This is a genomic window from Hydrogenophaga sp. NFH-34 (genome assembly GCF_021401345.1).
GTDB lineage: Bacteria > Pseudomonadota > Gammaproteobacteria > Burkholderiales > Burkholderiaceae_C > Hydrogenophaga > Hydrogenophaga electricum.
This window is the reverse complement of sequence record NZ_JACBGE010000013.1, coordinates 37,860-59,008: the sequence shown is the minus strand read 5'-3', so window position 1 is coordinate 59,008 and position 21,149 is coordinate 37,860. Positions and strand designations below refer to the sequence as shown.

General features: G+C 62.7%; 19 protein-coding genes. 13 read left to right on the top strand and 6 right to left on the bottom strand.

All coding sequences use genetic code 11. The features are described 5' to 3' along the window. The first annotated feature begins 4 nt into the window (after window positions 1–4). The 6 genes from L0977_RS13840 (at window position 5) to L0977_RS13815 (ending at window position 5,574) form a co-directional block, all read left to right on the top strand. Window positions 5–340 carry a DUF4148 domain-containing protein gene (locus L0977_RS13840; protein ID WP_234265444.1) on the top strand — a complete coding sequence of 112 codons (336 nt, stop codon included), beginning with the start codon at window positions 5–7 and terminating at the stop codon, window positions 338–340. A 544-nt stretch (window positions 341–884) separates the two neighbouring features. Then, window positions 885–1,316: a TIGR03757 family integrating conjugative element protein gene (locus L0977_RS13835; protein WP_234265443.1), complete on the top strand. Its 432-nt coding sequence runs from the start codon at window positions 885–887 to the stop codon at window positions 1,314–1,316. Beyond that, entirely contained in the window at window positions 1,313–2,260 is a 948-nt protein-coding gene (locus L0977_RS13830; RefSeq protein ID WP_234265442.1) for a TIGR03756 family integrating conjugative element protein, read from the top strand. Before L0977_RS13835 ends, L0977_RS13830 begins: the two co-directional genes overlap by 4 nt. Window positions 2,261–2,269: 9 nt before the next feature. Continuing rightward, window positions 2,270–3,667 carry an integrating conjugative element protein gene (locus tag L0977_RS13825; protein WP_234265440.1) on the top strand — a complete coding sequence of 466 codons (1,398 nt, stop codon included), beginning with the start codon at window positions 2,270–2,272 and terminating at the stop codon, window positions 3,665–3,667. After that, window positions 3,664–4,035, top strand: a complete 372-nt coding sequence (locus L0977_RS13820) for a hypothetical protein (protein ID WP_234265439.1) — start codon at window positions 3,664–3,666, stop codon at window positions 4,033–4,035. Before L0977_RS13825 ends, L0977_RS13820 begins: the two co-directional genes overlap by 4 nt. 15 nt (window positions 4,036–4,050) lie before the next feature. Beyond that, window positions 4,051–5,574, top strand: a complete 1,524-nt coding sequence (locus tag L0977_RS13815) for a conjugal transfer protein TraG N-terminal domain-containing protein (RefSeq protein WP_234265438.1) — start codon at window positions 4,051–4,053, stop codon at window positions 5,572–5,574. Window positions 5,575–5,580: 6 nt separating this feature from the next. On the opposite strand, the gene L0977_RS13810 is transcribed toward L0977_RS13815, so the two are convergent. The 3 genes from L0977_RS13810 to L0977_RS13800 all read right to left on the bottom strand — a co-directional run bounded on the left by L0977_RS13810 (window position 5,581) and on the right by L0977_RS13800 (window position 7,296). Beyond that, a complete protein-coding gene (locus tag L0977_RS13810) occupies window positions 5,581–5,940 on the bottom strand; it encodes a DUF3742 family protein (protein ID WP_234265437.1) in 360 nt (119 codons plus the stop codon). A gap of 84 nt (window positions 5,941–6,024) precedes the next feature. Beyond that, on the bottom strand, window positions 6,025–6,657 hold the full coding sequence (locus L0977_RS13805; RefSeq protein WP_234265436.1) for an RES family NAD+ phosphorylase: 633 nt from the start codon (window positions 6,655–6,657) through the stop codon (window positions 6,025–6,027). 12 nt (window positions 6,658–6,669) lie between these two features. Further along, on the bottom strand, window positions 6,670–7,296 hold the full coding sequence (locus L0977_RS13800; protein WP_234265435.1) for an integrase: 627 nt from the start codon (window positions 7,294–7,296) through the stop codon (window positions 6,670–6,672). A 314-nt stretch (window positions 7,297–7,610) separates the two neighbouring features. Between L0977_RS13800 and mobH the strand changes: the two genes are divergently transcribed. From mobH to L0977_RS13775, 5 genes are all read left to right on the top strand, one after another. Next, a complete protein-coding gene (gene mobH, locus L0977_RS13795; protein ID WP_234265434.1) occupies window positions 7,611–9,455 on the top strand; it encodes a MobH family relaxase in 1,845 nt (614 codons plus the stop codon). A gap of 231 nt (window positions 9,456–9,686) precedes the next feature. Then, a complete protein-coding gene (locus tag L0977_RS13790; RefSeq protein ID WP_234265433.1) occupies window positions 9,687–9,944 on the top strand; it encodes a metal-sensing transcriptional repressor in 258 nt (85 codons plus the stop codon). Between the two features lie 9 nt (window positions 9,945–9,953). Continuing rightward, window positions 9,954–11,264, top strand: a complete 1,311-nt coding sequence (locus L0977_RS13785; protein ID WP_234265432.1) for an MFS transporter — start codon at window positions 9,954–9,956, stop codon at window positions 11,262–11,264. Between the two features lie 482 nt (window positions 11,265–11,746). Then, on the top strand, window positions 11,747–12,082 hold the full coding sequence (locus L0977_RS13780) for a DUF4148 domain-containing protein (RefSeq protein ID WP_234265431.1): 336 nt from the start codon (window positions 11,747–11,749) through the stop codon (window positions 12,080–12,082). 199 nt (window positions 12,083–12,281) lie between these two features. Then, window positions 12,282–12,641 carry a hypothetical protein gene (locus L0977_RS13775; RefSeq protein WP_234265430.1) on the top strand — a complete coding sequence of 120 codons (360 nt, stop codon included), beginning with the start codon at window positions 12,282–12,284 and terminating at the stop codon, window positions 12,639–12,641. 447 nt (window positions 12,642–13,088) lie between these two features. On the opposite strand, the gene L0977_RS13770 is transcribed toward L0977_RS13775, so the two are convergent. Further along, on the bottom strand, window positions 13,089–15,086 hold the full coding sequence (locus L0977_RS13770) for a heavy metal translocating P-type ATPase (protein WP_234265429.1): 1,998 nt from the start codon (window positions 15,084–15,086) through the stop codon (window positions 13,089–13,091). Window positions 15,087–15,131: 45 nt separating this feature from the next. Next, window positions 15,132–15,410: a metal/formaldehyde-sensitive transcriptional repressor gene (locus tag L0977_RS13765; RefSeq protein ID WP_056930818.1), complete on the bottom strand. Its 279-nt coding sequence runs from the start codon at window positions 15,408–15,410 to the stop codon at window positions 15,132–15,134. Window positions 15,411–15,506: 96 nt separating this feature from the next. Between L0977_RS13765 and L0977_RS13760 the strand changes: the two genes are divergently transcribed. Continuing rightward, on the top strand, window positions 15,507–17,441 hold the full coding sequence (locus L0977_RS13760; RefSeq protein WP_234265428.1) for a cytochrome c/FTR1 family iron permease: 1,935 nt from the start codon (window positions 15,507–15,509) through the stop codon (window positions 17,439–17,441). Between the two features lie 120 nt (window positions 17,442–17,561). Beyond that, window positions 17,562–20,066, top strand: coding sequence for a heavy metal translocating P-type ATPase (locus tag L0977_RS13755; RefSeq protein WP_234265427.1), 2,505 nt, complete (start codon window positions 17,562–17,564; stop codon window positions 20,064–20,066). A gap of 308 nt (window positions 20,067–20,374) precedes the next feature. Here L0977_RS13755 and L0977_RS13750 read toward each other — a convergent pair whose 3' ends face one another. Next, a complete protein-coding gene (locus L0977_RS13750; protein WP_234265426.1) occupies window positions 20,375–20,992 on the bottom strand; it encodes a HupE/UreJ family protein in 618 nt (205 codons plus the stop codon). Window positions 20,993–21,149 lie beyond the last annotated feature (157 nt).

Below are 21,149 nucleotides of genomic sequence, written 5' to 3'. Positions count from 1 at the left end.
TGCAATGAAACTCACCCATCTCGTCGCATTGCAGGCTGTCGTCTTCGCAACGGCCCTGCCCATGGCAGCACAGGCCAATTCGATATGGCATCCCGCACCCACGGAAGAAGGGTTCACCTACCACCCCGATCATTTCAAGAGCACCAAAACTCGCGCCCAAGTGCTGGCCGAGGTCGAAGCTGCGCGCAAGGATGGATCTCTTGCGTTGCTACAACGCGGCGTGCCGTTGCCCATCAAGAGCACAGAGCCTCGGAAAACCCGCCAGCAGGTGCTGGACGAGATGCGCAACGAGACACCGGAAGCTCGCCGTGCGCGGCTCGAATTGTTCTCCGGCGGTTGATATAAGCACCTGAACGTCTCGCGGCACCCGAGCCTCCACTCGGGCGCTGTTCGCAGGCCGACGAACGAGAGAGGCCGATTTTCCAGCCTGCCGCTCCGTAGCTGCACCTTACTACTAACCCATTTTCATTTGCCGCTGGCTTGCCACCTTGTTGCTCATACTTCTGCCTACCCAGGCAACCTGGGGCAGTAGTGGCGGGCTAAAGCGTTGATGAGCCAGTCAGCCACTTTGGGCACCACGACCGGATTTCGCACGAACACGCCTTCGGCCTGCCGGGAGCTGTGTCGGATACGTCTGACTCTAGCGGCGACGGCGCCGTTAATATGAGCCATGACCGTAGGCATTCTGCCGGCGTACTAGCTCGGATCGAGCCTCTGAGAGTCGAGAGGTTTCTCAACCTGCCTTCCCCGGGGGAGCCATGGTCTGTCCACACGTCAGCGGAACCGACTGAGAAAACCGGGTAGGGCTCAGTTCCTATTTCCTGTCGCCTCGGCACTGGCATTGCGCTGCACTACCGGAATCATGAACTCCGGGGTGGCATGCCATGCGCCATTTTCCTTCGCTCCTTTCCGTCAAGCGGACGTGGCTGACGGCCACCAGTTTGGGTACGGTGCTCGTCGTCGGCACGCTCCATGCTGAAACCTGGGTCATCACCGATCAGGCGCATCCAGTCACCGGCCGTGCCGATCGACTGATCCTGCTGGACGCGCCCGCGCGCATCGAGGCCGAACTGGCGTCAGGCCTACCGGTCGACCCGGTGCGCGCGGAGAGCTTGGCGCGGGACCGCCTGAGCTACGGCGGCGCCGATCTCCAACGCCGCATCGCCATCGCATACCAAGGCGTCACAGACGCATGGAGCTTCGGCATTACCAGCATCCCGGCCGTCGTGGTGGATCAGCGGTACGTGGTCTATGGCGAGCCGGACGTGGTGCGTGCCGTGGCCCGCATCGAGCAGTACCGGAGGGCACAGCCATGAGCCGCCCGCTCGACCTGCTGCGCCGCATGCGTATAGGCGTCGCTTCGTTGCTGCTGCTCTGTGCCACAGGCAGCTACGCCGTCAACACCGCCACCATCATCGGCTCGGTCGCATCGCCAGACTGCCTCGAATACCGGGTCGTCGGAATCTGTTATTGGCTCTACTGCACCTGGACGGGCTGCACGGTGCGTACCTCCGTCAAGGTGCGCCACTACATCCCCGATGCGGTCGTCTCCAGCTACAGCAACACCGGCGAGAACCCTTGGGTCGAAGTCCGTGCGATGAGCACGCCCAATCCGTCCGCCCAAGCAGGTGGCGACGGAACGACGAACGAGGACCACGAAAACAACCTCGCCAAATTCAAGAACGCGGACGTCATCGGCCACCCCGGCGCCGAGGTGTTCAACCAGTTCGTCTCGTCGTCGGGCTACTTCTGTGAGGGCGCGGGCACGGCGTTCATGCCGTACTTGCTCAGCACCCTGGATACGCTGGCCTGGCGCTACAACGTGCCCGAGATGGCCTACCCGGAAGCGCTGATTCCGGGCCGGCGCGAGGTTGGTGCACGCACCACGATGAACCTGTGGGGCAACGTGTATCCCCGCGGCGGCTTCCTGCACCAGACCGACGACTTCAAGGCCGGCGCAGTGGTGGCCCAGCGTGCGGGCGATGTCGTCACGCGCCGCGGGCAGATCCACGTCTATCAGCCGTTGCTTGCCAACTCCCGCGACGGCTACTGGCCGGCCGGCGCGCTGATGGAAGGCGATGCCTCCACCGGCAAGTGGCAAGAACTCACGCCCGTCCTGTCCTCGTCCTGCACGGTCTTTCCGCGCAGCGGCTTCCTCACCCAGGCGCAGCAAGGCGACTACGCATGGGCGCTGTGGCGTCCGTATGCCTGCTGCGAACGCCGGGGCCAGGTGTTCCTGGGCAGCGTCGATTTCCTCTGAGGTGGTGCCATGAAGTTCCGTCCTGCATTCAATCCGTTCTCCCGCCAGGCACATCGCACGAAGATCGTCCTGGCGCTGGCCGGCGCGCTTGCGCTGGGCAGCGGCGTGGCCTGGGGTCAACTGGGATACCAGACCAGCGGCAGCGTCATCGGCGATGACGTCATGTACTCGATCGGCGGCGGCAACGCCGTGTCGATGGGACGTGCGGCTGGCATGCGCTCCCTCGGCGTCGGCGTGGGCTGGAACAGCAACTTGATCTGCGGCGACATGAGCATCCAGACCACATTGAGGAATCAACTCAACGGCATCACCAACGGCTTCCAGCAAATCATGTCGTCGGTGATCCAGAGTGCCACCAGCGCGGTGGCATCGTTGCCCGCGCTGATCATCCAACGGGCTGATCCCGGGCTTTACAACCTGCTCACCAATGGCGTGCTGCAGGCGCGGCTCGATTTCGACCGCTCCAAGCTGACGTGCCGTGCCATGGCCGAGAAGATGGCCGACACGGCGGGCGGCCAGCTCGGCTGGAGCCAGATGGCCGAAGGCCTGGCCCTGCGCGATGCCGTGTCGAGCACGGATGCGGTCTCGGCCATCGAGCAAGCAGAGACACGCCGCGGCAATGACGGCGTGCCGTGGGTCGGGGGCAGCAACGCGGGCGGCTCCGGCCAGCCCGCGATCAGGGTCGTCGGCGATGTCACCCGCGCCGGCTACAACCTGGTCAACGGCCGCGGCGTGACCGACACCTCGTCCATCGCGTCGTCCAGTTGCAGCAGCCTCTCATGCCAGACCTGGACCTCGCCGCAGGCCGCCGTCGAGTGGGCTACGCGCGTGCTCGGCGAGAAGGAGCAGCGCACGTGCGATGCCTGCACCAAGACCGAGACGACGCCCGGCGTCGGGCTTACGCCGCTGATCCAGGAGGAATACGACACCAAGCTGCAGGCGCTCCAGGATCTCGTCTCCAAGGCGAAGAACACGACGCCCGAGAACCTGCGCGAAGCCGGCAGCGCGTCACTGCCCATTACGCGCGGCGTGATCGAGGCGCTTCGCGACGAGCCCGACCAGCACCTGCTGTCGCAGCGCCTGGCGTCCGAGGTCGCGCTGGCATCCGTGCTGGAGAAGGCGCTGTTGCTGCAGCGCACGCTGCTCACGGGGAAGAAGGAGCCCAACGTCGCGGCGAACGAGCTTGCCGTGGCGGCCGTGAACCACGAGAGCGACACGCTCGACCGTGAGATTCGCAACCTCAAGACCGAACTGGAACTGCGGCGCGAGCTGGCGAACAACTCACCCATGGCGATCATCCAGCGCCACGGCACGCGCGCGGCCGGCTCGCGCGGCATCTACGAGGGCGATCCTGTGCCGGACCGTCTCGACGAGCTCCAGAAGGGCAATCCGGGGAGTCGGCCATGAGCCCGGCGCGCATGGCCTGGCGGCCGCTGCACTGGTTGTTCAGCCGGCGCGCGGCGAAGACGCTGCTGTGGCTGGTGCTGATCGTTGCCGCTGCCGTGGGGGCCAACGTCGCGGGCATCTACCTGGTCGGCAGCGTTGCAGGCTGGGAACGGTGGCTGACGGCCTCCGCAGGGTATTTCTTCATCTGGCGGCTGTGCGTGTACGCGGCAACGGCCTATGGATGGTTCTGGATGCGCCGCCGGGTGCTGGCCCGCGAAGACCAAAGCGGGACAGATGGGCAGGCGCGACGCCGGCTGATCCGCACCGAGGTCGCCGGCGTCGTCGCCATCGTCGCGCTGGAAGCCAGCCTGTTGATGCAGGCCCGCTGAGGGGAGATCGAGGCCATGACGCTTTTCACGACGGACTACCTAGAGTACTACCTCACCCTCGTGTCCTGGATCGTCAACAACGGCATCTGGGCCGTGCTGGTGTCCAGCGGAGTGTTCGCGCTGCCTTTCGTCGCCATCGTCGTGCAGGAGTGGCTGAAGGCCCGCGCGGAAGGTGCTGACGAGGGCAACAAGGGGGTGCTCTCTGCCGCGCGCATCGAGAACCGGGTTTTCGTTGCGATCGTGGTGGTGATGTTCGCGGGCATTCCGTTCATCGACGTGGACCTCAGCACCATCCAGTACGATAGCTCGCGCTCGGCGCAGTGCCAGGTCAGCGTTCCGCAGCCCGCGGAAACTGGCTGGTCGCAGTCCTTCAGCACCATCAACAACCAGTCGGCGAAGGTGCCGGTCTGGTGGGCCTTCATGCACGCGCTCTCGCGCGCCGTCACGAGCGCCTCGGTGGCTGCGATCCCGTGCGGTACGGACCTGCGGCAGATGAGGATGGAGATCGACGCGACCCGCATTGACGACCCGGTACTCGCTCAAGAGGTCGCGGACTTCTCGCGGGATTGCTATGGGCCTGCGCGGGCCAAATTGTTCATGCAGCGCCCGGATCTCGATGAGCAGCAGATGCACGACGTAACTTGGATCGGCTCGCGCTTTTTCACGGACACGGGCGGCTACTACGACAGCTACCGCTCCAGCACGGCACGCGAGGCATGGCCCTATGACGACACCCGCGATGCAGGCCTCGCGCAGGTTGCCAATGGTGGCGGCTACCCGACCTGCAGGCAGTGGTGGTCAGAGGGCAGCAACGGACTGCGCGCGCGGCTGCTGGGGCAAGTGGACCCGAGCCTGCTGAATCGCCTGGCGGGCTGGGCCGGGTTCCTCAGCCGGGCCGAGGTGGACGATTCGGTGATCCGCGCCATCGCGTCACCGCGGCAGCAGAAACTGAACCAGGGCAGCGTCTATACGGATTACGGCGGCCAGATCGACAAGACCCTGCCGAACATCGTGACGCGGGCCACGGGCGACGTCGGGATGGCAGTCGGCGCGATTGCTGCGTTTCCTGCCATGGATGTCGTGCGCCAATCCCTGCCCATGGTGCTCGCCTTGTTGAAGATGGCTTTGGTCATCTGCATCCCGCTAGTGCTGGTCGTGGGCACCTACGACCTGAAGACGGTGGTCACCGTCAGCGTCGTGCAGTTCGCACTGTTCTTCACGGACTTCTGGTTCCAGCTCGCACGCTGGATCGATTCGACGATTCTGGACGCGCTCTACGGCTGGGGCTTCGGCTGGAACCGGCCGCACACCAACTTCGACCCGCTCGTGGGACTGAACAACGCCTTCGGTGACATGCTCCTGATGTTCATCACGGGCACGATGTTCATCGTGCTGCCTACCTTCTGGATCATGGCCTTGGCTTGGGCGGGCGTTCGCGCCGGTAACGTGCTGCAAGGCCTCGCTGGTGCCACTGGCGATGCCAAGGCTGCCGGTGGGAAGGGAGGAAGTATCGCGATCAATGCAGTGTCGAAGAAGTGATCACTGCTAGTCGTCCTCGACATGAGGATCAATGCGAAAACCGTCATACGTGTACAGGCCGAACCCGGCTGGTCCGTTTCGCCATTCTGGCTCGGGCAACTCCTCGCCCAGGTCGGCGTTGCGGGCCATCCAAGCTACGACCATGACGCACACCAGCAGCAGAGCCAGCCAGAAGGTGGTGTACAGCAGCGTCCCGAGCGCGGCCAGCTTGACCACCCACACGAGCACGACAGCGCCAGCTACCGGCACTCCCTTGGAGATCAACCAGTTCGATGCCCGCCGTTCGCCGCGCGCATAGGCACGCCATCCGCGGCCAAAGGCGCGGCCGAGGCGTTCTGCGGTGCTGGTGCGGGTCGTCGTGTTCATGGTCGTCTCCTGCTGTTGAGGAATGCCTATTCCAGTTTGCTCCAATTCATTCGGTTTGAGGCTTCAATGCGCTTTCTTGCTGCTTCAGGACGCTTCGTCCTCCGGCTCCACTGGGCCGGGATCGGGTTCCACGCCGATGCGGTAGGTGGCAACGAACCGCGGCCAGTCCACATGGTCAACCAGGTCGATGTCCTTGACAACGCTGATCTTGGCTCCCGCACGCTCGAACAGGGCGATGCTCTTGGCGGGATAGTTGTTGCGCGACGGGTAGAGCACCCCGTCGAACAGGGGCTGGCCGTCGTTTCCGCGCATCGCATGCACCTGGGCGGACACCTGCTGCGTGTGCGTGTAGTCGCGACTGGCCAACTGCTCCAGATTCAGGCCGAAGTAGCCCGCCATGACGCCAGGCGCCGTGAGGTCGGCCAGGAGCACGTCGTCCAGCACGCCTATTGCGCGCACCATCCGGGCCTGGACTTCCTTCAGGGCGATGGAGCGCTTCGTGTCTTCAAGCCACTGGTGCTTGTGAAACACCGACTCCATCAGCGCCGTGGGCAGGTCGCGCCCCAGGTAGAGCATGCCGTAGGCCACTGCCGGGTCATCGTAGCGATTCGTGCCGCTGCGGCCGAAGTACAGCGGGCTGCCCCGATAGACGACGCGGCTCACATGCTGGAGCAGTTCACCGGCATCGATCAGGAACGAAGGCAGCTCGTGGCTCATAGCGATCTCGCTTCAATGCACCTGGACGCCCAGCACGTTGAACACGGCCTCGGCCACGTCATCGATCGTGCCATGCGTCACCGCATCCACCGGCGAGCGACCGCCCAAGCCTTCGAGCGGTTCGGACAGCGCGCGGTAGATCGTCCAGTGGTCGATGCCCTCGACCTCCTGGAGCACGGTTTGGGTTAACTGCTGCTTCACCGGGTCGAGCTGCCAGTCGGGCAGCTTCTGGCCGCGCGGCCCCACGTTCAGCGCCAGCAGCCGACGGGCGAGGATGTCCTTGTAGATTTGCTGGCGCGACTTGTCCGCCAGCTTGGCGAACTCGGCAGGCGGCAGGTTGTCCGGCTGGTTGAAGGCTTCCAGCAGCACGGCGCGGCCTCGCTGGACATCGGTTTCAGTCGGTGCCCAGCGCGTGTCGGCGCGCAACGCGGCTGCCTTGCGCTGCAAGGCCTGCGCCACCGTTTCACCTTCCAGGTTGGCGGGCAGCGTCACCGCCTCCACGCGCTCGTGGATGAACGCCTGCAACTCGGCCGCAAAAGCCGGGGCATCCCGGATTTCGACGGTATCGGCGAAGCGTCGCACATCCTCCACCGTGACGCGCGGCAGCCGGTCGGCAATGAATTCGATCGCAGTGGGCATGGTCAGCTCCCAGATTGGTTTGAGACAGGATTCACTCTAGTCGCCCTTGTCGCTTTTGTCAACTTAGTCGCCCGAGTGGGAGCCTCCCTGGGGGGTAGCGTCCCGGCAGCATAGGCCAGGGCCAACGCCAGGTCGCCGTCCAATCCATTCGTGCGGGTTCCCCATTGACGCTGGAGCCGCAACCCAGGCCCCGCTATACCGAAACGGTTAAAGGCCAAAGGGCTGAAACGGCAAGGGAATGGGGTGCAAGGGGAAAGGCCCTACCTCGAAAAGGCCAAAAGGCCTCCCGCTCGGCCCGCCATCAGGACACCGACATGCTCACCCTGTTCCAGCGAAAACGGCCCCCGGTCGCCGCCGCTCCAACGCCACCACCCGCCACCGACCTCCCGAAAGGGTTGATGCGGCCCGAGTCGGCCGCATCGCTGCTGGCCACGCCGCGCCGGCAGAAGCTGCTGGAACACATCTGGCAGCGCACCTCACTCTCGCGCCAGCAGTTCGCAGCGCTGTACCGCACGCCACTGGAACGCTACGCTGAGCTGGTCCAGGCTTTCCCGGCCTCCGAAGCGCATCACCACGCCTACCCAGGCGGCATGCTCGACCATGGCCTCGAAATCGTCGCCTACAGCCTGAAGCTGCGGCAGTCCCATCTGCTGCCCATCGGAGCGAGCCCCGAAGACCAGGCCGCGCAGGCCGAAGCGTGGACTGCCGCCGTCGCCTATGCCGCGCTGCTCCATGACATCGGCAAGGTGGCGGTCGATTTGCACGTCGAGCTGGCCGATGGCAGCACCTGGCACCCGTGGCACGGCCCGCTGCGCCAGCCATACCGATTTCGCTACCGTGACGATCGCGAATATCGGCTCCATAGCGCCGCGACAGGACTGCTCTATCGGCAACTGCTAGACCGCGATCTCCTGGACTGGCTCAGCGGCTATCCGTCCCTGTGGGCGCCGCTGCTCTACGTTCTGGCCGGGCAATACGAACACGCCGGAGTGCTGGGGGAACTGGTCGTGCAGGCGGACCGCGCCTCCGTCGCCCAGGAGCTGGGCGGCGATCCTGCGCGCGCCATGGCCGCACCCAAGCACACGCTGCAACGCAAGCTGGTCAACGGGCTGCGCTACCTGCTCAAGGAAGAGCTGAAATTGAACCAGCCTGAAGCCTCAGATGGCTGGCTCACCGAGGATGCGCTGTGGCTGGTCAGCAAGACGGTATCGGACAAGCTGCGCGCGCACCTGCTGTCCCAGGGCGTCGATGGCATCCCCGCGAACAACACCGCGGTGTTCAATGTCCTTCAGGATCACGGCATCTTGCAGCCAACGTCCGATGGCAAGGCGATCTGGCGCGCAACGGTGACGAGTTCCACCGGCTGGTCCCACTCGTTCACCCTGTTGCGCCTCGCGCCCGCGTTGATTTGGGAGTCTGGCGAGCGGCCTGCGCCTTTCGCTGGGACGGTAGCGACTGAGACGGCCCCCGCGGACAAGGAGGCCGATGCGCCGCCCCTCCTTGCCACGGCTGACGAGAAGGCCGCCCCGGCAAGCCAAGAGGCGCTGCCATGGGAAGAAGCTGCTAGCACAGCGCCGGTTGCTTCGCCCCAGCCCATGCCCGATGTCATGGAAGACATGCTGACGATGGTGGGAATGGGCGAGTCGCCGGCCCCGCGGCAGGATGTGGAAGCCGCCTTGGGCGAGAAACCTTCCGCATGCCACGAAGCGCCCGCGCCAACCTTGGCGGCTGCGCTGCCTTCGTCACCTGTGCCTACGCCAACGTCTTCGGCGGCGCAGCCGTCCGCCGAGCATTTCATGGCATGGCTGCAACAAGGCATCGCCTCCCGCCGGCTCATCATCAACGACGCTAAGGCGCTCGTGCATACCGTGAGCGATACCGCGTACCTGGTCAGCCCCGGAGTGTTCCAGCGGTATGCGCAGGAGCACCCGCAGGTGAGTGCGCTGGCCAAGCAGGAAAACCAGTCAGATTGGCAATGGGTGCAGAAGCGTTTTGAGAAGCTGGGACTGCACAAGAAGCAGGCCAGCGGGCTGAACATTTGGACGTGCGAAGTTACTGGGCCACGGAAGTCTCGCCGCCTTCACGGGTATCTATTGCAAGAACCCACACTGTTGTTCACCGAGGTGCCTCCGAACAATCCATATCTTTCGCAAGCATGACTGAGACAGGTCAGCAGGACGAACCACTGTGCGCGTTCGTAGAACGAGGTGTGATTGACCAACTGCAGTCGACGACGGCGCCGGCGGTGAGGTAATCGCGCTGCACTGACCCTGGTGCGCCGTCCCGTCAATAGCGGAGCGCTTTCTTTTGCTGCGCTGTCGCTTGGCTCCGTCTGTGACAGAGCAAGGTTGCCGCTGGACGTATCCCCCCAGGGGGGATATAATTCTCACATGACGGAATCACACAAACACACCAGCCACCCCGACCTGGTGAAGCGGCTCAAGCGTGCCGAAGGCCACCTTCGGCATGTCATCGGCATGATCGAGGCGGAGGAACCTTGCCTCGATGTTGCCCGCCAGCTCTCGGCGGTAGAAAGCGCGGTGACGGCAGCAAAGCGTGCGCTGATCCACGACCACATCGACCATTGCCTTGATCATGGTGCTGCTTCCGTCCTGACCGAAATGAAGGCACTCGCCAAACTCCTTTGAGGCCGACTGATGCTCGCTGTCCTTAAGAACCGCACCTATCGCCACCTGTTCGCCGCGCAGGTGATCGCGCTCGTCGGCACCGGCCTCATGACTGTGGCGCTGGGACTGCTCGCCTATGACCTGGCGGGCGCGGACGCCGGAGCCGTGCTAGGTACGGCGCTGGCTATCAAGATGCTTGCTTACGTCGGCATCGCACCGATCGCTCAGGCGTTCGCTGACCGCCTGCCGCGTAGATCGCTGCTGGTCGCCCTCGACCTGGTTCGAGCCGCCGTGGCTCTTTGTCTGCCTTTCGTCACCGAGGTCTGGCAAATCTATCTGCTGATCTTCGTGTTGCAGGCAGCCTCCGCTGGATTCACACCGACCTTTCAGGCGACGATCCCAGACATCCTGCCTGACGAAGAGGAGTACACGAAGGCGCTGTCGCTCTCTCGGCTGGCATACGACCTTGAAAGCCTGGTTTCCCCCATGCTGGCGGCTGCGCTGCTGACCGTCATCAGTTTTCATAACCTGTTTGCCGGGACGGTGTTTGGCTTTCTTGTCTCGGCCGCGCTGGTGGTCAGCGTGGTGTTGCCCGCGTCCACACCTGGCCCACGTCGCGGCATCTGGGAGCGCACCACGCGGGGCACTCGTCTCTATCTTGCAACGCCGCGGCTGCGGGGACTACTGGCAGTCAGCCTCGCAGTGTCAGCAGCGGGGGCTATGGTGATCGTGAATACGGTGGTCATCGTGAAGGCGCGCTTCGGCCTTGGCGAAGCGGAAGTGGCTTGGGCGTTGGCAGCGTTCGGGGGCGGTTCGATGATCGCCGCATTTGCACTGCCTGGTCTGCTCAACAAATTGGCGGATCGGCCTGTCATGGTCACGGGAGCGGCGGTGCTGGTTATCGGCACCGCCGTCGGAGCGCTGATTCCGTCTTATGTTCTGTTGCTGCCGCTTTGGCTGGTGATCGGTTTCGGCTACAGCGTGGCGCAAACGCCTTCCGGTCGGCTTTTGCGCCGCTCCGCCCATGCCGAGGATCGGCCTGCGTTGTTTGCTGCGCAGTTTGCGTTGTCGCATGCCTGCTGGCTGATCTGCTACCCATTGGCGGGGCGCTTCGGCGCTGCCTTCGGACTGCAATCAACCTTCATCGTCATGTCGTTGATCGGCCTTGCCGGCGTAGCGCTTGCGTTAAGGCTCTGGCCCGCTGGCGATCCGTCTGATGTCGCCCATGATCACCCGGATCTACCGCCGGATCATCCGCATATGCGCGAGCATTCAGGCCAAGGCCGGCACCACCATCCTCTGATCGTGGACGATCTCCATCAAGGCTGGCCACGCACGTAGCGTTGTGTTCTTCGCCGAACGCGATTGGGCTTGACTAAGGGGGCTTCGACCCCCTTTTTTTGTGGCTGCTGCCGCCTACCAAAGCTACTTGGGCGTGTTGCATCCAGTAGCCGTGGTGATTTTCTCCGGAATGATCTGTTTGACACTTTCTCGACCGCCACCTTCTGGCTGTTCGGCCGCAAGGACGCGGGGGTGCTTGGCGAACGACAGAAATACCGAGTTGCTCCGACATGCGCTATCGCCGCCGGTTGATGCAGGCCTGCATGCGTGGGACTAAACGCCATAGAGAGTTGTGGAGTTCTTCCTTTGGATTCGTCCTCTACCGCCAGCAGTTTCGTGCATGGTTCCAATGCGCGTCAATGTGAATGACGAAATTGTCATGTTTATGACCAGTTCCTGTTTGGCAATGGCTCCTACACTATTTACATCGCTGCCGTTCGGCCTATGTCACAGAGCACATCAAACGCAAAGGAGCATTTACCATGAGAAAAACTCAATGCCTTTCAATTCCTGCACTTGGAGTTGTCGCGGTCTTGCTCGCCGCGCCTTCACTGGCTTTCGCAACTTCAGCATGGCATCAGGGTAATGGCAATATTGTTCACTTCACGCCTGAGCACGTAAACGCCAATACGCGAGAACAGGTTACCCGGGAGCTTGAAACTGCCATATCCGACGGAACGATCAGGTTCTATCGGTTAAATCTACCACCCCCCTCAAAAACGCCCCCGCGGCCCAAGACACGCCAGCAAGTTGTCGACGAATTGCTGAATCAGTCACCCGAACAACTGCGCGCTCAGAAAGATTTCTACATGGGCTGAGCACCCGTTCTGTACTCTGGAAAGCATTGAAAAGCGACTCTCGCACGCAGTTTGCGCTGGAGTTTACGGCGAGATCATCTCATTCCAGATCAATCTTCTGAGTGATAGATGGATTACTGGCAGGCCGGACTACGCGGAGGATGATACGTCGATCAGTAGTTGTGGCCTGAATTGATCGTCTTCGCCCAAGTCGATGGTCATGCAAGCACAGATCGGCCAAATGCAGCAAGTTATCAAGGAAATTGCAGAGGCTGGCGGTACTCGGTACAAGGCCGAAACGTGGGTCGGCACTGCGCAAGCTTGGCACGAAGTGCGTCACGACAATCCTCGGTCCATCGTGTGGCTGCATCAAAGCACTGCACAGCCATTGCTGGCACTGCATGGCCTGCTTGCGCACACCGGAAGCCACGACATATTCGATCGCGCGGAAAAAGAAAACTTTCTGAAGTACGCATTAGCTGCCGCAAATGCGCTCTGCCGATGCGACGGCAATTCACATATGCTCTCAGCGTCGATAGGCGCAAGCGCATTGAAGTCGGACCACAAGGGTGTGCAATAAAGCGCACGCCGTCCATCATGGTCGTTTCACGCTCCAGCCAAGTGATGCCCCAGCGGCTGCAGGCTGACCGAAGACGTTGGTGTTCCTCCTCGAAGCCCCAATCGTCGTATTTGTGGCTCCCGGGAGCATACAGTACGGATCACTACGGGCCTCGCCCGGGGTAAGGCGTGCAAAACCCAAAGTCGGCCTCATTCAAACGGGAGGGAGTGTGGTAGGAGCCCACGTCCTCGGCTAACACCAAGATATCCGCCCCTGGCACCACGGCCTCAAGTTGCCCGTTGGGTGACTCTCCAGGTGCAAGTCAGATATCGGCTGTAGCCGCAGAGGGACTGCCCAGTCACTTGTAAAAAATCGCCAGCGTCTTGCATATCCATACGGCGCATCACAAATCTGCAGGGGGGCAACTATCAGGATTTAGCTGTTGCTGCTCCCTTAACGGTGGACTGATCATCGTGTTTCACCAACAGGATCAGCCGACAGCACATCTCTGTCAGAGGTCTGAGACTTGCGCCGCGCCTGCGGCAACAAACGTGCCGAGTTCAGGATGAAAGTCAGCTCCGACGCCACGTGAATGAAGGCGGCCAAAAGCGGGCCGAGCAATCCGAAGGCGGCCAGCGCAATGCCCAACAGATCGATACCGATGGTGCCCACGAAGTTCTGCCAAATGATCGAGCGCGTGCGGCGCGCCACCTTCATCGTGTCCACAAAGCATGCCAGGTCATTGCCCAGCAGCACAATGTCGGAACTCTCCTGTGCCACATCGGTGCCAGACCCCATCGCAACGCCAACGCTCGCCTCAGCCAACGCAGGCGCATCGTTCACGCCGTCGCCGACCATTGCCACCGTCCACCCTTTTTTCACCATATCGGCCAGTCGAGCCAGCTTGTCCTCGGGCAGCAATTCGGCTTCGACGTTCTTCAAGCCGAGTTCGGTAGCCACGGCGGTTGCGACCTGATGGTTGTCGCCTGTCAGCAGAACCGTCCGCACGCCCATGGCCTCCAGCGCAGAGATGGCCCGCTTCGCTTCGGGCCTGATCGTGTCGGCGATGTCGATAGTGCCCAGAAGTTGTCCGCCCTTCGCTACCACGACCTCGGTGCACGCCCCGAGATCGCGAGCCGGCGGCATGTGGATACCGTTGTCGGCCATCCAGGCGCGATTGCCGACGAGGATCGTGGCATCGCCCAGCCGCGCCGAGATGCCTCGACCTGGCGTATAGCCGAAGTGCTCCGGCTCCCGAACTTCACGCCCTTCGGCTTTCACGCGGCTCAGGATGGCCTTGCCAAGAGGATGCTCCGAGCGGATCTCGGCGGTAGCCGCAGCATCGAGTAGCTCCTCGGCCGACACGCCCTCCACGGGCGAAACGGACTGGATCTCAGGCCGGCCGTAGGTCAGCGTGCCGGTCTTGTCGAGCACGACGGTATCGACCTTGCCCAGTGTTTCGAGATGGACGCCGCCTTTGATGATGGCCCCCAGTCGCGCTGAGCGGCCGATGCCGCCAAGGATCGCCAACGGCGTTCCGGCAGCGATGCCGCACGCGCCGGCAACAATGATCACCGAGATGGTCGCGCGCATGTCACGCGTGATGAGCCAGGTCAGCACGGCGGCGCCCAGCGCGAAATACACCAGGTAGCCGGCGAGCCGGTCCGCCATCCGCTGCACGGGCGCCCGCGAGCGCTCGGCGCGCTCCACGGCCTCGATGATGCGGCCATAGCTCGTATCTCGGCCGATGCGCTCGGCGCGAATCTCCAGTGCGCCCGACTGGTTGATCGCGCCGGCATAGACGCGAGAGCCTTCGGTCTTCTCGACCGGCATCGACTCGCCGGTGATGCGCGACTCGTCGGTGAACGAGTGGCCAGAGACGACCACGCCATCGACTGGGAGTCGGCCGCCGGGAGAAACCAGAATCACGTCGCCCACCGACAGTTCCTCGGCCGCGACGGTCTTGATGGCGCCCGTCCTGCGTACCGACACCTCGCGCGGCAGGAACTCCAGCAAGTCCCGGATCGCCTTGCGTCCGCGGCCGACCGTCAAGCCTTCCAGCACCTCCGCAATCAGCACGAACAGCGTGATCACCAGCGCAGTGAAGAACTCGCCGATCGCGGCTGCAGCGACGATGGCGATGGTCATCGAAAGCTCCATCGTCATGCGCCGGGCCAGCGCGTTCTCCAGCGCTTCCTTGAGGATTGGCCAGCCGCCGATCACTAGGCCGATGACGCCGATCACGCTGATCGCCGGATAGGGTTCCCACAACTTGAACCAGACCGCAGCGGCAGCGACCGCGACCAGGCAGATGCGCAGCGCCTCTTTCCAGTCGAAGGGATGCTCGTGATCGTGAGCCTCGTGCTCATGGTCATGATCATGGTCATGGTCATGATCGTGGTCCTCGTGGCTCTGCTTGGTGAGCCTATCGTGCCCATGCGGCACGTTATGCGGAGATGTATTCATCGTAGGGTCCTAAGAGGGTTTGCGCGCGACAGGCACGACTGGGATTCACTTCATGTAGCTGCGAAGAATCGCGATCAACTCGGCCGCGCCTTGCTCGCGCGTGCCGTCGCCGGGGTCTTGGGGGTTGGCGATGTGCGAGTGGATGTGCCCCTCGATCACTTCGCGCATCAAGCCGGTCAACGCACCCCGAGCCGCAACGATCTGGTGCAGGACGTCGGCGCATCCCAGTTCTGCTTCCAGGGCGCGCTCGATGCCCTCAAGCTGTCCCTTTATGCGACGGGCACGGGCGAGAAGCTTCGGCTTTTCCTTGACGGTGTGACTCATGGTGTCGAGACTTTAGTTAGCATAGGGGGGTATGGTATTCTAGGAACGACCTTTTAACAAGGACGGGCATCAGGTGCCCGGAAAGACGAGGCACCCATGCGTTCTTGCTTTTCAAACCCGTTACCACAGTGGTTCATCGTCCTGCTGATTGCGGCGAGCCTGCATGGTCTCGCCGCGGCCGCCCCGGCCGATGATGAAAAGGCACAAACCGTCGTCCACATGCTTGACTACGTTGGCGTGGACTATCCCGAGTTCGTGCAGGATGGCAAGGTGCTCAACGCCGAGGAATATGCGGAGCAACAAGAGTTTGCGACACAGATCGCGGCGCTGATTGATCAGTTGCCCGTCGCACCCGAACAGCCTGCGCTGTTGCGGCAGGCTCGTGAGCTACTTGCGCGCATCGGGGCCAAGGCGCCCGGCAGCGAGGTCGCGGCGCTAGCCGCGCGACTGCGCGTTGGGGTCATCCAGGCTTGGCAGCTCAGCGTGGCGCCACGACAGGCGCCCGACTTGACGCGGGGTGCGAGGCTGTTTGCTCAGCAATGCGCCACGTGCCACGGCATGCAAGGCCGCGGAGATGGGCCATTGGCCAAGGGCATGGTCCCTCCGCCCAGCAACTTTCACGACGAGGCGCGCATGCGTCAGCGGAGTCTCTATGGGCTGTACAACACGATCACGCTTGGCGTGGGAGGCACGCCGATGCGCGCCTTCAATGAATTCTCCGAAGCCGACCGCTGGGCGTTGGCCTTCTTTGTGGGCGGCCTGCGCGCTAGCCCCGAGATCATCGCCCAAGGTGAGGCCGCATGGCGCCAAGGGCAAAGTCAGCAGGCGTTCGATGCCCTGTCCACCCTGGTCACGAAGACGCCCAGCGAACAGGGAAAGGCCGGCTCGTCGCTGGACGCTGTACGCGCCTATCTGACCCATCAACCACAGGCACTACAGTTAGCCGCGCCGGCACCCCTGGCGGTCTCGCGCGCCAAACTCGACGAGGCTGCGAAGGCGTATGCGCGCGGCGACCGAGAATATGCGCGGCGGCTTGCAATCGCCGCCTATCTCGAAGGCTTTGAGCTTGTCGAATCGGCGCTTGACACCGTGAACGCTCCTCTGCGCGGCGAGGTCGAGCGGGAAATGATGACGTTGCGCGCTGCCATCGGAGACGGCCAGCCGCCCGAGGCCGTGGCTGCCCAGGTCGAAAAGACCAAGGCACTCCTCGACCGCGCCGACGACGCGCTCTCCGGCGGTGGTTTGTCGTGGTCGACGGCGTTCGTGAGTTCTCTCTTGATTCTGGTACGCGAGGGGTTAGAAGCGATTCTTGTACTCGCGGCCATCATCGCCTTGGTCGTGAAGACGGGACGGCGCGATGCCTTGCCGTATATCCACGCGGGCTGGATTGGGGCAGTGGTGCTTGCCGCTGTCACCTGGGGTGTGGCGCGCTATGTCATAAGCATCTCGGGAGCGAATCGAGAACTCACCGAGGGCATCACGGCGCTGCTGGCTGCGGCAATGCTGTTGTACGTGGGATGGTGGTTGCATAGCAGATCGAACGCACAGGCCTGGAATCGCTTCATCCGCGAGCAGGTCGATGTAGCGCTCAACAAACGAACGTTATGGGCGATGGCCGGTATCTCCTTCCTTGCGGTGTACCGCGAGTTGTTCGAGGTAATCCTGTTCTACGAGACATTGTGGGTCCAGGCGGGAGCTGAAAGCCACGGCGCGGTGTTGTGGGGCGTCGCAGGCGCCACGCTTCTTTTAGTGCTGATTGGCGGCGCGATCCTGCGTTACAGCGTGCGCTTGCCAATCGGGCCGTTTTTTGCGGCGACTTCCGCTTTTCTCGCTTTGCTGGCAGTCGTATTCGTGGGCAACGGCGTCGCAGCTCTACAGGAAGCCGGCATGCTTGACTCAACTTCCGTTCGCTTTTTTTCAATGCCGCTATTGGGCATCTATCCGACAGCGCAGGGCCTAGCGCTACAGGTGCTGACATTGATCTTTATCGCGGGTGGCTTCTGGTTCAACCGAACAAGGCAGAACTCTTGAACAGATGCCGCTTCGACCCTTGAACGCGGGAGACACTATCAAGCTAAGTTGCACTGGCTTCCGAATACGTTGGAGTCGAGTCCTTTCTCAAGTTCTGCCGTCCTAATGTGACCAACAAATATGACCAACAAATTGCGCCTCGACATTCCCCTGGTACTGCCGCGGATCGCGGATGCGCAGGACGCCATCGTTCGACGCTTGATCGACGACCTGCAGGGCCGTGAAGGCATTGACAAGGTGCATGTACGAACGGCGCAGGGCGATGGCCCGGCGCAGTTGTGCATCCACCATGATCCCGAGTTGCTGCCGCTGGCCCGCATCCGCGAGATCGTGCAGGCAGCAGGTGCGCAGATCACAGACCGCTTCGCGCACGTGCTATGGCAGACCGAGGGCATCGGCCATGCGCGGCGCGCCAGGACGGTGACCGAGCTGCTGCGCGGGCTGCCGGGCGTGCTGGATGCAGAGGCCAGCGCCATGGGATTGGTTCATGTGGACTTCGACCGCCAGGCGGTCACGGAGCAGGCCATCCTCAAGTCGCTGGCCGATGCAGGGGTGCAGCGGCTTGAAGACTCGACCACCACGACAACCGCAGCGCACGGCGAACCGGGGCATCGGCACGAGCCGGGCGAGAAAGGCGAACATGGCCACGCGCACGGCCAGGGAGGTCTGTTCGGCGCCAATACCGAAATGATTTTCGCGCTGGCCTGCGGCGCGTTGTTGGGCGTTGGCGTGGCGATCGACAAGCTGATGACGGGCATGCCCGGCTGGCTGCCGCTGGCCTGTTTCGTTCTGGCCTATTTCTTCGGCGGCTTCTACACGTTGCGCGAGGCAATCGACAATCTCAAACTCAAGCGCTTCGAGATCGACACGCTGATGCTCGTAGCCGCCGCCGGCGCCGCAGCCCTGGGCTCCTGGGCCGAAGGCGCGCTGCTGCTGTTCCTCTTCAGCCTGGGTCATGCGCTGGAGCACTATGCGATGGGCCGCGCCAAGCGCGCCATCGAGGCACTGGCCGAACTGGCGCCGGACACTGCGACGGTGCGCCGCGATGGTCAGACGAAGGAGATCCCTGTCGAGGAACTGGTTGTCGGCGACATCGTCTTGGTGCGGCCCAACCAGCGCCTGTCGGCCGATGGCTTCATCGTGCAGGGCACCTCGGCCATCAACCAGGCTCCGGTCACCGGTGAGAGCATGCCGGTCGACAAACGTCCGGTCGAGGATGCCGCAAAGGCGCGCGCCCGACCCGACAGCGTGGATGCGGCGTCGCGCGTTTTCGCCGGCACCATCAATGGCGCGGGGGGCATCGAGGTGGAGGTGACGCGCCGCTCCAGCGAATCCGCCCTGGCGCGAGTCGTGAAGATGGTCAGCGAGGCGGAGACACGCAAGTCACCCACACAGCGTTTCACCGACAAGTTCGAGCGCATCTTCGTGCCAGCCGTGCTGGGGCTGGCCTTCCTGCTGCTGTTCGCCTGGGTTGTGGTCGATGAACCGTTCCGCGACAGCTTCTACCGCGCCATGGCCGTGCTGGTGGCGGCCAGCCCCTGTGCGCTGGCGATTGCCACGCCCAGCGCGGTGCTTTCGGGCATCGCCCGAGCCGCGCGCGGCGGCGTGCTCATCAAAGGCGGCGCGCCACTGGAGGAGTTGGGCTCACTCGATGCGATGGCCTTCGACAAAACCGGCACGCTGACCGAGGGCAAGCCCCGCATCACGGATGTGGTGACGGTCGATGGCACGAGCGAGGAAGAATTGCTGTCCGTGGCGGTGGCGGTCGAGTCGCTCAGCGACCACCCCCTGGCCGCCGCCATTGCGCGGGATGGGCGCGAGCGCCTGGGTGCAACGCAGCCACCGGATGCCGATGGCCTGCAGAACCTGATCGGCCGCGGCGTCACTGCCAAGCTGCAGGGCGAGACGGTGTGGATTGGCAAGGTGGAGATGTTCGGCACCGAAGGCGTTCCTGCGCTGGGAGTCGCTGTCCAGACTGCGATCGAGCGTCTGCGCGAAAGCGGTCGGACGACCATGGTGGTGCGGCGCGGTGACCGCGACCTGGGCGCCATCGGACTGCTGGACACGCCGCGCGCTGGCGCGAAGGAAGCCCTGCAGCAACTGCGAGACCTGGGCATCCGCCGCATGATCATGATCTCTGGCGACCACAAGAAGGTCGCCGAGGCCATCTCAGGCGAGGTCGGCTTGGACGAGGCCTGGGGCGATCTGATGCCCGAGGACAAGGTCGAGGCGATCCGCAAGCTCCGGCAGACGACCAAGGTGGCGATGGTCGGCGACGGAGTCAATGATGCCCCGGCGATGGCCAACGCAACGGTAGGCGTCGCAATGGGCGCCGCCGGTTCGGATGTCGCGCTGGAAACCGCCGATGTGGCGCTGATGGCCGACGATCTCAAGCACCTGCCGTTTGCGGTGGGTCTGAGCCGGCACACGCGCTCGGTGATCCGCCAGAACGTGTTCGTCAGCCTGGGCATCGTGGCGCTGCTGGTGCCAGCAACAATTTTGGGGCTGGGCATCGGCCCGGCCGTGGCCGTGCACGAAGGGTCCACCTTGCTGGTGGTCTTCAATGCGCTGCGGCTGCTCGCCTATCGCAATCCTGCCGATGCCTCAGCTTCGAAAAAAATCTAGCTTGTGAGCGCGGTGCTTCCAGGTTGGAGGCCGACGTAGAGCGCAGGTCTTCGCGCTTTCGATGGTGGAGCTAGTCAGTTCGGTAATCCACATCCGACTAATGCCGGTATGTGGGAGTTTTGATTGGCCATGACTCCAAAGTACCTACCCCCGGAGCGAACTGGATTTGTGCAACAACGCCCCGTACTTTGCGGGCGCTCCCCACTTTCCTGTCTTTGGCTCGTTATGCAAGCTCCGTATTTGACTGTTATCAAATGACTTTAGGAGCCCCACCACATCAGCCAAGAAAGAATTAGTGGTTGGCGACTTCAGGCGGAAAAACTTCGCACGAGACCATAAGGTAGGATTTGGTATTCCAAAATATTGTAGGCCAACCCAATGCCATGGATTAACCCGAAGACCACGGTTGCGCTACCGAGGTTCGACTGAATGATCCTCCAGCGTTGAAATGCGTCCAAGTAAGACATCGCCTTGTAAATCATTGAAAGTCCAATCATTACATTGAGCAGGTAGCTGTCGGCCCCGACGCCGAAGTAGATACCCAAAATCATTGCAACGAAATGGCCAAACCAGAAAAAACCTAGGTAGGCGCCAATATGCTGAAGCCGAAAAAGGAAGAAGACAATGCCAAATAAAAACAGCATGTGACCGAGGTTCCCAATCATGTGCCCAACACCTGGGGAGATTAGAGCAATCAAGTTCACCCGGGTAGGTCCCTGTATATTGCCGTTCTCGGTGGGACTCGCCACATCGGCGATGGCATCACTGAATCCAAGAGCTAGCGCTAGAGCGAGAGAGAAAAGTACTCGAACGGACAACAAAAAGAGCATTTTCCGCGCTATCGGTCGCAGTAGTAGTGGGTCGCCGGAGGTAAAACTGAGCATGTGGTTAAAAAGCAGGACCAGCAAATCACCGTTCCCAAGCATCATCAATCGCCTGAGGCGCACATCCGCGCATCTAGCTAGCGTGGTCCATATGATCGAAAACGAGCGCGAGTGTCAGGAGCTGTCCAACAACTTCAAGCCATGGAGAAGGCCATCTCGCACGCCAAAAGGATGCTTGTATCCGCGCCTTCGTGGACAA

Bases quoted from the DNA above. Each gene is read 5' to 3' on its own strand.
- L0977_RS13830 (WP_234265442.1), top strand. From the start codon at position 1,313: ATGAGCCGCCCGCTCGACCTGCTGCGCCGCATGCGTATAGGCGTCGCT.
- L0977_RS13785 (WP_234265432.1), top strand. From the start codon at position 9,954: ATGCTCGCTGTCCTTAAGAACCGCACCTATCGCCACCTGTTCGCCGCG.
- L0977_RS13750 (WP_234265426.1), bottom strand. From the start codon at position 20,992: ATGCTTGGGAACGGTGATTTGCTGGTCCTGCTTTTTAACCACATGCTC.
- L0977_RS13805 (WP_234265436.1), bottom strand. From the start codon at position 6,657: ATGAGCCACGAGCTGCCTTCGTTCCTGATCGATGCCGGTGAACTGCTC.
- L0977_RS13765 (WP_056930818.1), bottom strand. From the start codon at position 15,410: ATGAGTCACACCGTCAAGGAAAAGCCGAAGCTTCTCGCCCGTGCCCGT.
- L0977_RS13770 (WP_234265429.1), bottom strand. From the start codon at position 15,086: ATGAATACATCTCCGCATAACGTGCCGCATGGGCACGATAGGCTCACC.
- L0977_RS13790 (WP_234265433.1), top strand. From the start codon at position 9,687: ATGACGGAATCACACAAACACACCAGCCACCCCGACCTGGTGAAGCGG.
- L0977_RS13815 (WP_234265438.1), top strand. From the start codon at position 4,051: ATGACGCTTTTCACGACGGACTACCTAGAGTACTACCTCACCCTCGTG.
- L0977_RS13810 (WP_234265437.1), bottom strand. From the start codon at position 5,940: ATGAACACGACGACCCGCACCAGCACCGCAGAACGCCTCGGCCGCGCC.
- L0977_RS13835 (WP_234265443.1), top strand. From the start codon at position 885: ATGCGCCATTTTCCTTCGCTCCTTTCCGTCAAGCGGACGTGGCTGACG.
- L0977_RS13775 (WP_234265430.1), top strand. From the start codon at position 12,282: ATGCAAGCACAGATCGGCCAAATGCAGCAAGTTATCAAGGAAATTGCA.
- L0977_RS13820 (WP_234265439.1), top strand. From the start codon at position 3,664: ATGAGCCCGGCGCGCATGGCCTGGCGGCCGCTGCACTGGTTGTTCAGC.
- L0977_RS13755 (WP_234265427.1), top strand. From the start codon at position 17,562: ATGACCAACAAATTGCGCCTCGACATTCCCCTGGTACTGCCGCGGATC.
- L0977_RS13780 (WP_234265431.1), top strand. From the start codon at position 11,747: ATGAGAAAAACTCAATGCCTTTCAATTCCTGCACTTGGAGTTGTCGCG.
- mobH (WP_234265434.1), top strand. From the start codon at position 7,611: ATGCTCACCCTGTTCCAGCGAAAACGGCCCCCGGTCGCCGCCGCTCCA.
- L0977_RS13800 (WP_234265435.1), bottom strand. From the start codon at position 7,296: ATGCCCACTGCGATCGAATTCATTGCCGACCGGCTGCCGCGCGTCACG.
- L0977_RS13760 (WP_234265428.1), top strand. From the start codon at position 15,507: ATGCGTTCTTGCTTTTCAAACCCGTTACCACAGTGGTTCATCGTCCTG.
- L0977_RS13840 (WP_234265444.1), top strand. From the start codon at position 5: ATGAAACTCACCCATCTCGTCGCATTGCAGGCTGTCGTCTTCGCAACG.
- L0977_RS13825 (WP_234265440.1), top strand. From the start codon at position 2,270: ATGAAGTTCCGTCCTGCATTCAATCCGTTCTCCCGCCAGGCACATCGC.